At 52.0% G+C, this 14,734-nt stretch carries 12 protein-coding genes and 2 pseudogenes; 6 read left to right on the plus strand and 8 right to left on the minus strand.

The window, feature by feature from the left end; genetic code table 11:
• The first annotated feature begins 713 nt into the window (after positions 1-713).
• The 3 genes from B7444_RS06230 (at position 714) to B7444_RS06240 (ending at position 5,354) form a co-directional block, all read left to right on the plus strand.
• Positions 714-3,134 carry a membrane-bound PQQ-dependent dehydrogenase, glucose/quinate/shikimate family gene (locus B7444_RS06230; protein WP_035729086.1) on the plus strand — a complete coding sequence of 807 codons (2,421 nt, stop codon included), beginning with the start codon at positions 714-716 and terminating at the stop codon, positions 3,132-3,134.
• 353 nt (positions 3,135-3,487) lie between these two features.
• Positions 3,488-3,895: a GlcG/HbpS family heme-binding protein gene (locus tag B7444_RS06235; RefSeq protein WP_035729088.1), complete on the plus strand. Its 408-nt coding sequence runs from the start codon at positions 3,488-3,490 to the stop codon at positions 3,893-3,895.
• Positions 3,896-3,950: 55 nt separating this feature from the next.
• Positions 3,951-5,354, plus strand: coding sequence for a carbohydrate porin (locus B7444_RS06240; RefSeq protein ID WP_231502763.1), 1,404 nt, complete (start codon positions 3,951-3,953; stop codon positions 5,352-5,354).
• Between the two features lie 239 nt (positions 5,355-5,593).
• On the opposite strand, the gene B7444_RS16750 is transcribed toward B7444_RS06240, so the two are convergent.
• The 8 genes from B7444_RS16750 to B7444_RS06270 all read right to left on the minus strand — a co-directional run bounded on the left by B7444_RS16750 (position 5,594) and on the right by B7444_RS06270 (position 13,348).
• Positions 5,594-5,734 carry a hypothetical protein gene (locus B7444_RS16750; RefSeq protein ID WP_015074410.1) on the minus strand — a complete coding sequence of 47 codons (141 nt, stop codon included), beginning with the start codon at positions 5,732-5,734 and terminating at the stop codon, positions 5,594-5,596.
• 338 nt (positions 5,735-6,072) lie between these two features.
• Complete coding sequence (locus B7444_RS06245; protein ID WP_159107806.1) at positions 6,073-6,828, minus strand: DUF3313 family protein; 756 nt, start codon at positions 6,826-6,828, stop codon at positions 6,073-6,075.
• 146 nt (positions 6,829-6,974) lie between these two features.
• The gene (locus B7444_RS06250; protein WP_035729093.1) at positions 6,975-8,354 is read right to left on the minus strand and encodes an ATP-binding protein; all 1,380 of its coding nucleotides are present in this window, start codon (positions 8,352-8,354) and stop codon (positions 6,975-6,977) included.
• Positions 8,351-8,515 carry a winged helix-turn-helix domain-containing protein gene (locus tag B7444_RS17125; protein ID WP_015074405.1) on the minus strand — a complete coding sequence of 55 codons (165 nt, stop codon included), beginning with the start codon at positions 8,513-8,515 and terminating at the stop codon, positions 8,351-8,353. The genes B7444_RS06250 and B7444_RS17125 overlap by 4 nt, the downstream gene beginning before the upstream one ends.
• 3 nt (positions 8,516-8,518) lie before the next feature.
• Positions 8,519-9,046 carry a response regulator transcription factor gene (locus tag B7444_RS06255; protein WP_035729095.1) on the minus strand — a complete coding sequence of 176 codons (528 nt, stop codon included), beginning with the start codon at positions 9,044-9,046 and terminating at the stop codon, positions 8,519-8,521.
• Positions 9,047-9,224: 178 nt separating this feature from the next.
• Positions 9,225-10,637: an efflux transporter outer membrane subunit gene (locus B7444_RS06260; protein WP_035729097.1), complete on the minus strand. Its 1,413-nt coding sequence runs from the start codon at positions 10,635-10,637 to the stop codon at positions 9,225-9,227.
• A gap of 3 nt (positions 10,638-10,640) precedes the next feature.
• Complete coding sequence (locus B7444_RS06265) at positions 10,641-12,185, minus strand: MDR family MFS transporter (protein ID WP_015074402.1); 1,545 nt, start codon at positions 12,183-12,185, stop codon at positions 10,641-10,643.
• A complete protein-coding gene (locus B7444_RS06270) occupies positions 12,182-13,348 on the minus strand; it encodes an HlyD family secretion protein (RefSeq protein WP_035729098.1) in 1,167 nt (388 codons plus the stop codon). The genes B7444_RS06265 and B7444_RS06270 overlap by 4 nt, the downstream gene beginning before the upstream one ends.
• A 90-nt stretch (positions 13,349-13,438) precedes the next feature.
• Between B7444_RS06270 and B7444_RS06275 the strand changes: the two genes are divergently transcribed.
• From B7444_RS06275 to B7444_RS06285, 3 genes and pseudogenes are all read left to right on the plus strand, one after another.
• Positions 13,439-13,891 carry a MarR family winged helix-turn-helix transcriptional regulator gene (locus B7444_RS06275; protein ID WP_015074400.1) on the plus strand — a complete coding sequence of 151 codons (453 nt, stop codon included), beginning with the start codon at positions 13,439-13,441 and terminating at the stop codon, positions 13,889-13,891.
• 216 nt (positions 13,892-14,107) lie between these two features.
• Positions 14,108-14,318, plus strand: a pseudogene (locus B7444_RS06280) (transposase); the annotation flags it as partial.
• A gap of 5 nt (positions 14,319-14,323) precedes the next feature.
• A pseudogene (locus B7444_RS06285) lies at positions 14,324-14,734 on the plus strand (DDE-type integrase/transposase/recombinase); the annotation flags it as partial.

The following is a 14,734-nucleotide window of genomic DNA, read 5'->3' on the forward strand; positions in this document are numbered from 1 at the left end:
GGTTCGGAAGTAAACCGTGACACGTCCAGCCGAAGCGAGCGCACACGCGACGCTCTGTGGGACAGGATCGACTCTCTCATCGATCTGTTCACACCCACAGAATGCGCCAACTTCTTCACCGTCGCTGGATATGAACCAGATTGAAAAGAAAACGCTCTAGTTGGCGAGCTTTTTGCTCGCATTTTCCTGTTTTTCATACGGGAATCACACAGGTGTGAGTGATGCTGCCGTTGCTCAACTCACGTCTGCAGAGAAATCGCACAGCCAGACCACGTATGCAGTCTAATAATTGCGACCTCACTCAAGGCCACTGAGCCGAGCGCATGCCATGCTCCAGAGCGTTGAGCAATTTTCGGTCATGCAGTGGTGGCTAAGATATTGATATTATCAACTTCATTAGGCTCAGGATTGGCTTTGTTACGGAAATGGAGCCGGGATTCATTCAGTGAATCCCGGCTCCATTTCCGTAACAAAGCCCCAAGAAAACACAAAATAATATTATAAAACCACAACACGGTATTATTAAAATAAAATAATCAGGAATAAAAAATCTATTTTTCTGAAGATTTTTGGGAGTAACGAGAGTGTTATTGGAAAGTTGGAATATATTCGTATACATGAATTGAAATATTATTCCTGAATGGAGACTTAATATTGATATGAAATCTGAGGTAAATATCTATAAATAACCAATAATATAAAGGAGTACCGAGGTGAGATACTTAACGCATATACAAAAAAATTTATCAATTATTACCATACTGTATTTATTTATTATATTATTCGGTTTATTGGAAATTTATGGAGGAATAATACTTTTTATAAATGGTGGGTCTTTGTATTATATAATATCAGGAGCAATTTTGGTTGCGTCTGGTATTTTTTTGCAGAAAAGACGTATTGAGGGTGCGTGGATATTTGCAGGAGTATTTTTCCTTACCCTGATCTGGACAATTTGGGAGCGCGGTTTCGTTTACTGGGCCTGGATTCCACGACTTGATGTTCTTGTTGTTTTGGCTTTTGTTCTGGGATTTCAGCTTCCTAAACTTGGACGTGGCGTAAACCCAGTCGTTGCCAGATCTGTTTCCGGTGCCTCCGCTGCGCTGTTCGGGTTGGGGGCAATCAGTGCTTTTTATCCCCATTATGTAACTCCTCCACCTGCGGATTTTCAGGGAAAACCTCTGGTGGATACCGCGGAAACCGTTACAATCCAGCCTGATAGCGACTGGGATACTTACGGGCGTGACAAGAATGCCACCCGGTTTTCGCCCCTCAAGCAGATCACTCCTGCAAATGTCGGTCAACTGAGAGAGGCCTGGGTTTACCGGACAGGCGCACTGACACCTGTAGGTCATGCCAATGCGCGCGGTGCTGAAACGACGCCTCTTAAAGTCGGAAATGGTGTCTATGTCTGCACGCCTCTTGATGACATCATCAAGATTGATCCCGCGACGGGAAAGCAGATCTGGCGCCACAATTCAGGAACGGAATGGAAGAACACCCGCTACGCAGCCAGTTGCCGTGGTGTAACCCACTATGTTTCGACCGTTGTTCCCGTTGGGGAGCCCTGTCATGAGCGTATTATTACTGGAACACTCGATGATGGTCGCTGGCGTCTTCTGGCAGTGGATACGGAAACTGGACAATCCTGCAAGGAATTTGGCCAAAACGGAGAAGTAAACCTACTGGAGGGAATGGGACATGTTGCACCCGGAATGGTTGATGAGGCAGCGCCTCCTCCGATCGTAAACGGCGTGATCGTGACCAATCAGGAAGTGATGGACGGCCAGCGTCGTTATCCTCCTTCTGGTGTAATTCGTGGCTACAGCGCCGAAGATGGTCAATTACTGTGGGCGTGGGACGTCAAACGACCGGATCGCAAAGGGCTGCCGCCCGCTGGCGAGACATATAGCAGGGGAACCCCCAATTCCTGGGCCGTCATGACCGGGGACGAGAAACTGGGGTTGGTCTATGTTCCGACAGGCAACACTGCTGTTGACTATTACAGTGCTACACGTTCACCCGAAGAACTCGCAATTTCCTCTTCCGTGGTTGCGCTTGATGTGAAGACAGGGACAGTCCGATGGGTGTACCAGACTGTTCACAAGGACGTATGGGATTACGATATCGGCAGTCAGGCTACTCTGCTTGATTTCCCGGATGCGAACGGCAAGGCAATCCCAGGGCTGGTTATACCAACCAAGCGAGGACAGCTGTTCGTGCTTAATCGGGTAACAGGTCAGCCCCTGACCCGTGTAGAAGAGAAACCGGCGCCGCAGTATCTCGAAATTCCGGAAGATCCGCACTCGAAGACGCAGCCTTGGTCTGTCGGTATGCCGCGGCTAGGTATGCCTGATCTTACCGAAGCAAAAATGTGGGGATTGACGCCTCTGGATCAGATATTTTGCCGGATCAAGTTTCGCCGTGCGCATTATGAGGGAGAATTCACCGCCCCTACAATCAAGGAACCCTGGATCGAGTTTCCTGGGAATAACGGTGGGGTAGATTGGGGAAGTTTGGCTTACGATCCTACGAATGGTGTTCTGGTATCAAACTGGAACGTTGTAGCAATGTATAACCAGCTCCTTCCTAGAGCAGAAGCGGACAGGCGGGGTCTGAAGGCTTTTGATGATCCGAACTATAGCCCAGCTGTGCGTGGTGGCGAAGGCGGCGGAGCACAAGCTGACAGTCCATATGCTATTGCTGTCGATGTTCTTCAGAATCCCTTTACAGGTGTTCTTTGTAATGAGCCGCCCTATGGCATGATCACCGCCATCGACATGCATACGCAGAAAGTACTCTGGGAGCGGCCTCTTGGTACCGCTCGGGCAAATGGTCCTTTCGGCTTGAAGACCTATGCTCCAGTAGAGTTCGGCGTCCCCAGTAATGGTGGTCCCATGATTACCGCAGGTGGTCTGGTCTTTATCGCCGCCGCTACGGATAACTTGATCCGGGCCATTGATATCAAGACAGGAAAAATTGTCTGGCATGCCATTCTACCGGCAGGCGGACAGGCGACGCCAATGACCTATGAAGTCAATGGCCAGCAATATGTTGCGATCGTTGCGGGAGGGCATCATTATATGAACACGCATGATGGTGATTATGTTATCGCCTATGCACTTCCGAAATAATGCGCTGAAGAGCTTTCCCCGGCAGTCTCAAGTGAGTCTGCCGGGCGAATCCCGGGTTTGGTTAATTCCTTTTCTTTAGAAAGGATTAACTGGAACAATGAAGATGATCAAATATCTTCTTAAAAGCGATTTCGAAGGCCAAGTTAAGTTGAGAGGGAAATTTGTTTCTGGTGGCTGCTTTAGTCGTCTATATTTTTCCTCTGCTTAGAGGGAGACAAGACAACGTTCAATGAGCTAAGATAGGGAGAAATATCTTGATTGTGATGTTGAAAAAACTTCCCACAATTGCCTGTATGAGTTTACTCGTCATTATGGCGGGATTGACAGGTTCTGCGTTAGCAAAGAGCTTAGACATGGATCTTGGAACGTCTCTCACATTTATCGATCAGGCCAAGAAAGCGGCAACGGCAGTCCATGCCCGCATTGCGGTTGCAATCGTTGACGCTGGAGGAAATCTGGTTGCCTTCCAGAAAATGGATGGAACACAGTTGGGGAGTATTGAACTGGCATTGCGCAAGGCCAAGACAGCAGTTTCGTTCGCTCGCCCAACGGCTGACCTGGAACATGCACTGAATAGTGGAAATTATATGATCGCAACATTGCCGAACGCACTGCCGGCGGGAGGTGGTTATCCTATTGTCGTTAATAATGAAATTGTAGGTGCGCTTGGTCTGAGTGGGGGGGAAGGTGAGACAGATGCGCGCCTTGCACAATCGACCGTCAACACGGTTCTGCAGGCCACCAAGGCCAAAGTCTACTAAAGTAAGAAATGAACGTCTTATGCAATGGAAAAAACTGACTGGATTCTTCGCTTGTATGGCCCTGAGTTTTGGAAGGCTAGCTCATAAAGCATTTGCACAGAGTGAAACGTCCCAGACGCTTGCAACACCGCAGTCCTATAAATCCCGTGCTTTTGCGATGGAAGGAGTAGGAAGCTTTTCTGTAGGGCCTCTTGTCCCGTCACTCTATGGAAACCCACATCTCTTCGGAGATTGGGGCGGAATTCAGCCATGGCTGACGAAACGTGGAATCTATTTTAACGTGGCCATTAACGAAGAGTATATGGCGAACGTGACGGGCGGCCGCACACGTGACAACGTGCTGGCAGGCCAGGTTGCCATGGGCTTAGATATTGACTGGCAGCAATTGGCAGGTTTCAAGGGCTTCTGGACCCATCTTCTTGTTATTAATGGTCATGGGCGCAATTTCAGTTCCACGCTGGGTGATTCTGTCAGCAATCCGGAAGAAATTTACGGCGCTCGTGGGAATGTCGTCGCTCACCTTGTCTCGATGTATGCTGACAAGGCTTTTCTGAACGATCGGATCATTCTCTCGTTGGGGGACATCCCAACAGGAAGCTTCTTTGCATATGACTATATTGCCTGTTCATTCATGAACGTGTCCGTTTGTAGTAATTTTGCGCCTGGAAAATACGTGCCCGGTGGACGTGACTGGCCTTCCGGAAATCTTGGTGGCGTTCTACGTATTCGTCCAACGGAAACAACTTACCTCATGGGCGGTGTTTTTGCCGTTTCTCCCCATAGTTATAATGGTGGTATCTCTGGATGGGCATTAGCTCAGAGCGGTCTTGGTAAGGCTTCTTCACAGATTGAGCTTGGATGGATGCCTTCTTTTGGCCGAAACAAGCTCAGGGGCAATTACAAGATTGGTGCCTGGTACGATAATTCGAGTTACCCGAACCTTTACGAAGATATTCATGGAAATTCCTTTCAGGAAACGGGGTTAAGTCGCCGTTATGAAGCAGGCGTGACCACGGCCTGGTTCATGTTTGATCAGATGCTCGTTCGTAATGGGCCGGGTGTAGCAGATGGTCTCGTTGTTTTGGGAGGGGTTGGATACTCCCAGGGGAATGTGGTTGCCATGCGTGATCATGAGTGGATAGGCCTCGTTGAAACCGGGACGCCCTGGCATCGAAACAGCGATCAGGTTGGCGTCATGTTTCAACATATGGATATGAGTCGAACGGTTGCCCTTCAGCAGAAATCCTCTCTGGCACTTGGAGTTCCGTTTCTGTCTAACCAATGGGGACAAGTCTGGGGAGTACAGAACTGGGAGAATGTCTATGAAGCATTTTACAGTATACATCTGATGCGTGGGACGACTCTCCAGGCTGATTTTCAATATCTGCAACACCCGGGAGCAACGACGACTTTTAAGGATGCGGCTGTTATCGGCGGGCAGTTCACTACTAATTTTTAATCAAGAAGGTTTTACAAGTTCAGAATTCATAGATTTTTATAGGAAATTTTTCATCTTTCGTGAGGACACTGAAGAAAAGCGGCTTTAAGAAATCGAAGAACTATTGAGTGATGGTTCTTCTGGAGGCTTTTCGCTTCGCTTGCGTAGCAGAGTTCCCTGCGTCCAGAATCGCTATACAGTTGCACTGTTTCTCTTGAGCGGGAGGGGCATGTTGTCGACGACGTTGGTCAGATCTATCCCTATGGGGCCGCCCGTTCGAACCAACGGTCCATCTCGTGAGCCATGGCAGGCCTCAGGTCGATAATCGCCGTGTGCTGAGCGGCATTATCTTTGTAAAACAGTGCAGCAATGGCGTGATGCGTCTCGGACGCATGGGTCATCCAAGATACGGTACCACCATTTGAAACACTGCATTTCAGGACGGAGATCCCGCAGAAAACTGGTCAAATATGACAAGCGAAAACAGAGGCACTTAACTGCCGCCTTCTGGTTATGACTCCTGATTCCAGTTTTGATTTTTTAATAAGTTCTACTTTCCTTCAATACATTGATTATGCTTTCGGTGGATGCGGCTGGAGACGATCTGAATCGTCAGAGGGATATAAATCTCGAGAATATTCAGAAGAGAGCGGTTTACGACCAACCCAAGAAGAGGCCAGTTCTTACGAATTTGCATTCTTAACGGGCTCATTATTCACGTCTCCTGCTTTCAGGTGAGTTACGAAGGGTTCTGAAAGGCGACCTGCGTGCTCTCGTTTTTCTTGATTTTGTGAAACTCTTCCTCCATCAGTTCGGAAGCGAGGCGGAAGGCTCTTTTTGCGTGTGCATATGGAAGCCACTGTCCCATCATGTTCCACGGCATTCCATTGTTATAAGTCGAGATGGCAATCAGGGTCTCACCTGTGGTTGCATCTGTGGCAACGAGTTCCTCGCTGGCTCCCCCCGGAAATGGTGGCGGGATCGGCGGCACGCCGCCACCTACTGCGCCTGCTGCAAATCCGGCGACGATAGGAAGGGCATTATAGTACCATTTGCTACGGCGGATATTAGTGATGGCCGCGCGGACCCGGATCGTGTTGGCACACGTCGGCTCACATTCTTCGGGTGTGATGACTCGGAAATCATGTGCCAGGGCTTTGACCAGTGCGTCATGGAAAGCCTTGGTCATGCGTGCTTCGGCCTCAGGTTTAAGTTTTGGCGCCTTTGCTGCGGGATGCCAAGTAACAGGGTCGATGACGACGAAGTGATACTTCGAAGCATTTATGGTGGGGGAGACATAAACCAAATCATCCGTATGGTCTTTTTGATGAACCATCTGTCCGTATGTGTCCTGAGGGATGAAACCCGTCTGGGTGGTTTTTTGGCCTGCGCATCCTGTCAGAGAGAATATGAAGGCGCAGGAAATCAGTACAGACGGTACGGGAGAAAAGCGTGATGACCTGTACGACTGCGTGCGATGTAAATGAGACGTCATGCTGTGGCTCTTTTCCGAAAAGAGGGTAAGTCCGGAAGCTGCAGCGGCTTTGGTTTGTATAAGACGCTGCGTGGTAAAGCCGCTTTTAGTGCTCGTCTTTTTCCAGCGTATGTCTCAAATATTGCAGCCCTGAAATATGGGAATTATTATCGGATTTTTGGTAGATAAATCAGAACTTCAAGACCGCCCTCAGGACGGTTGGTCATTGTAATATCACCTCCATTGGAGCGGACGATAGTTTGTGCCGAGGTCAGTCCCAGACCAACTCCGCCTGTCTGACGGTTACGGGACTTATCAAGGCGAAAGTAGGGCTCAAAAACTTCGGAAAGGGAGGCTTCAGGAATACCCGGACCATTATCACGGATATAAATCATGTAGCTGCCGTCCGGCTGTGTATCCAGGGTGAGGATTGGGGGTGTTGCGTATTTGATGGCGTTTTCGATGAGGTTGGAAAATACGCGTTTCATAGCATAGAACTGGCCAATGTAACTCGCCTTGGCTGGGCCGTGATATTTCACGAGGAAGCCCTGGTCACAGTAGTCGTTTGCAATGGTCTGCAGGAGGGCTGGCAAGTCGAACATGATGCCTTCTTCGCGGGAGGCATCGTTGCGAAAGAAGGATAGGGCACCGTCGATCATGGTTTGCATTTCGTCCACATCCCGGAAGAGATGTTTCTGCTGCTCTGGGCAATCAATGAATTCGCCCCGGAGGCGGATGCGGGCCAGGGGAGTGCGAAGGTCGTGCGAAATGGCTGCCAGCATCGTCGTACGATATTCGATGAACTGCTGGATCTGAGCCTGCATGCCATTGATCGTTTCTGCGACCAGCCGGATTTCACGCGGGCCTTTTTCATCCAGGCGAGCCGAGCGTGGCTGAAGACCGAGACTGCGCACACCATTTGCAAGATGCTCGATAGGTCGTGATAGCTGGCGTGAAGCGATCAGGGACACTGCAACGATCCAGAATGTGAGCATCAGAAGCTGAAGACAGAGGCGTTCGAACGCATACAGCCCCCAGAAACGTTGCAGGGCAATACACAGGATCCAGCTTCCGTCATCCAGTCGAATGCCTGCGAAATAGGCATCGTCGAAACGGGACCTGTCATAAGGAAGGCCGGCTTCTCGGGAGACAGGGTTGTCTTCCTGAAAGACGACCATGCGGTTCGGAGGGTGTCGAAGGTAGGGTTGGAGAAACCGCCAGCCTTCGGAGAGGTCGGAACTACGGTAGTGGCCGTTTTCGAGGGCCTGTGCCTGCGGGGAACCCGCTGCATACCAGGCGAAGTGGACTTCATCAGTATTAGCCGCCTGTGCCAAATGCTCACGGTCGGCCGACGGCGCTGAACTAACAATACGGATAACCGACCCAACCTGACTGACTATGCCGGCTTCCTGAATATCTGGTTTGGCCCACTTGCCGCCGAACGTGAAGAACAGTTCCAGAAGAACAAGCGTGACAGTTGCTGCCAGCGCAACAGTGATGATAAGCCGCCTTGTAATGGTATCTGCCATGAAGGAAAAGCGTTTCATTTGCGTGTTGCCTTCGTTGCAAAAATATAGCTGCCGTTGCGCGCTGTTTGGCTCAAGTGAGGGCCTTTGGGGTCACCTTCCAGCTTGTGACGAAGCTGACTGACCTGCACGTCTATGCTGCGATCAAACGCTGCGTGATCTGGCTCGTGCATTGTGCTCATGAACTAGCTCCCGGTCAGAACGCGCTGAGAATGTTCGACAAATGACACCCGGAGATCGAATTCGCTGCTAGGCAGAAAGACTACGGAGTTATCTGCCGAGTAAAATTCGTGTCGGGCACCGTTAAGTGGCCAAGTTCCGAATTTCAGGGTAGGGCTCGTTGGAATTCTGGCTGTCACGGAGATGGGTTCCGCTGCGCGTCTCAGGACCGCCTTAACGCGGGCCAGAAGCTCCCTCTGGTCGAAAGGCTCTATCAGATAATCGTCGTCGTCCATGCCCAATCCGACGATCTGGTCGGACAGCATGACGACTGGAATCTTCGAAGATGTCCGGAGGCGTTGACACACACTGAAGCCATTCTTCTTTGGCCACATGGCATCGAGAATGACGAGATCTACCGTCCGCATGCGAAGGGTTTTGAACATCGCATCGCCGTCTTTAGCGACGGAAACGTAATAATTATGTTTTTGCAGGAAGCTGGTGAGGAGTGTCAGAGCATTCTGATCATCCCCAACAATGAGAAGATGCGGCATGGGTGTCACCTCTATGTTCATAACATGGAGTGTTGAGCTGCTTGATGTCGTAATAGGACAGCATATTTCGACCTGGCCCTATATGAGTGGGCGCTACCGCATTTCATGCCCCACAAGTAAAGGCGTATTATAAAATGCACTCAATATCGCTTGAGGGGGTAGAAAATCCTATTATAACTTATTTGCTATTCGAAGCCCCTACGCCAAGCGCTTTCTGAATGGCAATATAGTCGGTTGTCAGTTCTGCCTGTGTCTGGGAAAGTTCCTGTTCGGAAGAAATGGCCTGCCGTTCCGTGTCGAGCAGGTCCATGAATGTCGCGGTCCCTCTCTGGTAACGCTGGCGCGTCAGATCGACGGCTGCGACGGCATCTGCATGGGAGCGCGCTAGCGTGGCGACGCGGATGCGATCGTTTTTGAAGCGTGAGAGGGCATCTTCCGTTTCCTGCAGGGCATTGAAAACGGTTTTGCGATATTGTGCCATTGCTTCGTCCCGAGCGCCTTTCGCTGTTTGCACTCGGGCGGCATTGCGCCCGAAATCCAGAAAATCCCAGCTGATCTGAGGGGCAAGATATGCTGTGAAATCATCGAACTGTGTCAGGTCGGAGGGTTTCAATCCGCCTGTACCAATAAGACCTGTAAATTTCACTTTCGGAAACCGCGCGGCCTGAGCCTGACCAATTTTCGCCGTATTGGATGCCAGTCTGCGTTCGGCCTGCCGGATATCCGGACGACGCCGGAGCAGGGCAGTCGGATCGTCGATCGCAGGCGCCAGCGGAGGTAACGGAATGGGGACGGGACGTTCCAGTTCCTTGTCCAGATCTCCAGGTTTGATGCCCAGCAGGATTGCCAGTTTGTCCATGGATACCTCACGGTCGATGTTCAGAGCCTCGGTTTGCGACCGGCTCTGCTGAAGCTGGGTATCCAGACGAAGAACATCCGACCTGGCAGCTGTGCCGCGCTGAAAGCGCTGTTGCATGAGTGCCAGAGTGCGCTCCAGAGACGCATTGGAATTCTGATACAGGGACTGTCGCTGTTGTTGGGCACGCAGGTTGACATAGGTACGTGCGACTTCGGCGGAGAGCGTAACAAGCACGTCATCCAGCCCGGCCTCGGCTTCCTGATGATTGGCTTTCGCTGCTTCCAGAGCCCGTCTTTTCTCGCCAAAGATGTCGATTTCCCAGCTTGCGTCAAAACCCTGAAAATAGGTCTCGACATTGCTGGCCGGGGCATCGTCTCCTGATGATGGGAACCGTGCCCGTGCATAGGACGTATTTGATGAGAAATCAGGCAGGAAATTGGCTCCCTGCAACCTCGTCTGTGCCCGTCCCTGACGAATACGGGCGATGGCGACGGCGACGTCCGGACTGGCGTTCCGGGCGCGCAGGATCAGGTCATTCAGAAGCGGGTCTTCCAGCGCTTCCCACCATGCGGAACCTGGAGGTACGGAAGCGTTTTGTCGCGCAGGTCCGCGCACGAAGCCGCTTTGCGCACTGGAGACGCCCGCTACCTCAGGTGGTCCCTTGTAGTCCGGTCCGACGGAGCACCCGCTAACAAAAAGCATCGCCGGTATAATAAAGGCATTAAGACGCATGGCTTACTCTTTTGCAGAAGACCCGATGGTCTGAAGGGGGCGTAGGATCAGGACGAGGGGGGTGACGACCGTGATTGTCACGGTCAGAAGCCAGAAGAGATCGGCATAGGTCATCGTCATCGCCTGAATGCGGATAATATTCTCCAGCATGCTCAGTGCTTGCGACGGACCGTTGAGACTGCCCCCTTGCGAACTGAGCCAGGACTGGACCAGTGGCGAATTGGCGTTGAGCGTCTCCTCGATCCGGCGGCTGTGCAACCATTCGCGCCGATCCTGAAGAATAGCGATGGCCGCAAGAGCCAGTGAGCCGCCCAGATTTCGGGCCGCGTTATAGACACCTGCTGCATCCGCCGCATGTTCGCGCGTGACCGAACGGATGGCCGCCTGATTGAGAAACAGTCCGGTAAATGTCGTGCCGATACCGCGCAGGATCTGGGATACGGCGAATGCGCTGCCCGCCGAAACCGGACTGAGATCCGTTTCCAGAAAAGCGCTGCCTGCCAGAATGAGCATGCCGATCCCCACTGCGAGACGGATATCCAGACTACGGATCATCAGTGGTGTGACCGGCATCATTAACATGATCGGAATTCCCGACAACATCACGATCATGCCCGATTGCAGCGCATTGTAGTTGGCTACGCCCGCCAGAAACTGTGGTATGGCGTAGGCTGTTCCATAGGTGACCATTGAGACCACCATGGACATGATGATGACGCTGCTGAACTGGCGTTGCAGGAGAAGGCGCAGCCGGATAACCGGTTTTGCTGCATAAACCTGTCCTGCGAAAAGCAGGGCAAAGCCGATCCCCGTAACGACGGTGAGCTGCAGGATCATCGATGATTCAAACCATCGTTCGCGCTCTCCTTCCTCAAGCACGACAGTCAATCCCCCCAGACCGAGGGCAAGCCCTGCAATTCCCAGCCAGTCAGCCTGTGTAATCAGATCAAGGCGATGTCTTTCATGGCGCATGGTGGTCAAGAGGAGTGTGATCAGCACGAGGCTGAGCGGCAAATTGACGAAAAAGATGTAGTGCCAGGAAATGGTCTCGGTCAGCCATCCCCCCAGAAGAGGACCGACGACCGGGCCGACAAGCGCGGTGGCACCGAAGCACGCATTGCCCACAGCCTGTTGAGCCGGTGGCAACCGGGTTGCAATGATGGTCATCGCTGTCGGTATCAGCGCCCCGCCCGTCATACCCTGTCCAAGCCTGCCTATGATCATCATGGGCAGGCTGGTGGATATCCCGCACAGGACCGAGAACAGCATGAAGCAAACGGTGACGGTCAGAAGAAGAGTGCGCAGACCGAGCAGACGGGTCAGCCAGGCTGAAAGCGGAATAATGATGATTTCCGCCACCAGATAGGCCGTCGCGATCCAGGTGCCTTCCGTACCATTGGCCCCAATTTCCCCCTGAACAACTGGTAGCGCTGAGTTGACGATGGAAATATCCAGCGTCGCCATCAGCGCGCCAAGCGTTCCAGCCATGACAGCCAGCCAGTCCGAGAGGCTGGCCCGATCACTCGTAGTGGGGGAGGGCATCGTCATGGAGAGGCGGCTTCAACAGAAGGGTTTCTCGGGTGTTCCAGCCTTTCGGTGTCTTTTGTATCGACTTCCGCAACAACCGAAAGGCCGGCCACCAGCTTCCCACGCAGGTCCGAAGGAACTGTCAGCAGAATTCTGACCGGGACGCGCTGGACAACTTTCGTGAAATTTCCCGTCGCATTCTGTGGCGGAAGCAGCGAAAACAGGGCACCCGTCGCTGGCGACAGGCTTTCCACTGTGCCATGCAGCGTCACGTCTGGCAGAGCGTCCACAGAAAGTGAAACAGGCTGCCCGGTTGCCATACGCCCGACCTGAGTTTCTTTGAAATTGGCGGTGACATACAGCCGATCCAGCGGAACAATGGAAAGCAGGCGCGTGCCCGGCTGCACATATTGTCCCAGACGTACGCTCCGGTCACCAACCCTGCCGGTAATCCCGGCACGGACGATAGCGGCATCCACACTGACAGTGTCGGCATCCAGTTCTGCCTGAGCGCCCTTCTCCTGGGCCTCGGCCTGCTGAATCTGTGTTTGTAGAGTAGCGACGTGACGCTGGTTCTGTATCCATGTAGCGCGGGCGGCTCTGGCCGTCGCGTCGTATTTGGCGGCTTTCGTTCTGAGAGAGGTCAGTTTTTCCTGTGTTTCCGCACCTGTTCTGACCAAAGGCTCGTAACGCAGAACTTCATTGCGGGCCGCGCGTGCATCGCTGTCCGCCGCCGTGACCTGGGCATGAGACTGTTCCACTGCAGCTTCCTGCTCAGCAATGGATGCTCGGGCGTTGGCGGCAGAGGCCTTCGCAACCTCGATCTGTGCGGCAGCCTGACGAGCTTTTGCGCTGTAATCCTGTACGTTGATATGAACCAGTGGCTGCCCTGCTTTGACCTCTTCATTGTCGCGGACATAAATCTGATCGACATAACCTGAAATTCGAGGGGCGATGGTGACGATATCGGCCTCGATATAGGCGTTGTTCGTACTTTCCAGATATTTTCCATAAAGCTGATGCCAGACCAGCCACGCGATGCCGGCTGCCAAAGCACACAAGCTCAGGAGGACGAGAATGCCCTTTGCCTTCGAGGAAAGGCGTTTTGGGCTCATATCCTGAGGTAAACTGCCCTCACCATGTATGACGGGTGGCAGGTCGCTGGTCTGGTGGTCATCTGCCATCGGGTTCTTCCGGTTCTGTTAGTCAGAAAGAATGGTTATGCTGGGAGGTCATGATTGAAGTCACTTAATATCATATGGTAGTACCATTATATGGAAAAGACAACACATGCCGATCTTCAGGAGGCTCTACGCAGCTTCTACGTGAATTCACAGAGACTTCTGGAGACTTACTGTGCCGAGCAGGGCATTTCGTTCACGAGAATCCGCTTGATGATTTTCATAGAAACTCGTGGCTGGACGCGTTCTGTCGATGTGATCGAAGCGCTCAGCCTCGCTCCGCGGACTGTCACGGAAGCAATTGATGCGCTGGAAAAGGATGGTTTGGCCTGTCGTAGCCCAGATCCTGCGGACAGACGGGCAAAGCGTGTCTCTCTGACCCCAAAAGGGGAGAAAATCCTTTCGGAGTTCGAGCCCATCCGAAACAGCTTCGCCGGGGATCTGTTTTCGGTTCTAAGTACGGAGGCAGAAAGAACTCTTACATCATTAGTTAAAAAACTGAATGATAGAATTGGAGAAATTGAACATAAATATATATCCAGATAAATCGATATTATTTTCTTATGAAATTTGTATAAACTTCAATAATTGATGATATATTTATTCTTTTATGCTTCTTAATAAGGACCAATAATGTATGGTGCATAGAGATATTCGGGCCTGCGAGAAATAATTTCCTATATTCAGGTTTTTCCTCAGAGCCCTTTTGGAAATTCGATATGATGGGTTTTCGAGAGGGTTCATGCCTGATTCAAGCTCTGGATGTGGACGCCAGAGCAGAGGCTTGGAAGGATCATCCGCAAGACGAAGCGTTACCCGTCTGATATGACGGAAGAGGGATGGGAGCGGATCGCGCCATTCATGCCCAGCCCCAGCCCCAGTGTCGTGGTCGTTCACGGGAGATCGAATTCCGTGAGGTGATCAACGCGTTGCGCTATCTGTTCGTTCAGGCTGCGACTGGCGGGGCTACCCTCCCCTCTCAACCGAGACAGCGTCTGGCGCATCCTCAAGGATGCAGGTCTCAATCGTCGGCCGGTGAAGGAGAAGATCCGCCCGGTGCGGGGAGAGGGTATCTTCCGGGATTACGATCTGGGCGATGTCCATATCGACGTGAAGCATCTGTCAAAGCTGCAGACCGCAGACGGTGAGGCTCGCAAATGGTTCCTCTATGTCGCGATCGATCGCTGCTCGCGCTTCGTGCATCTGGCCATCTACGACGCCAAGAATGCTGCCAATGCCATCGATTTTCTCAAGGCCGTCAAAGCCGCCTTCCCATTCAAAATAACCCATATCCTGACCGATCGTGGCTCCTGCTTCACTGCGGATGCGTTTGAGAAATTATGCAAGGATCAGGGTGTGGATCGGCGGCGAACCCGGGCTTACTCGCCC

The sequence above is a fragment of the Gluconobacter thailandicus F149-1 = NBRC 100600 genome, assembly GCF_000964465.1.
Taxonomy (GTDB): Bacteria; Pseudomonadota; Alphaproteobacteria; order Acetobacterales; family Acetobacteraceae; genus Gluconobacter; species Gluconobacter thailandicus.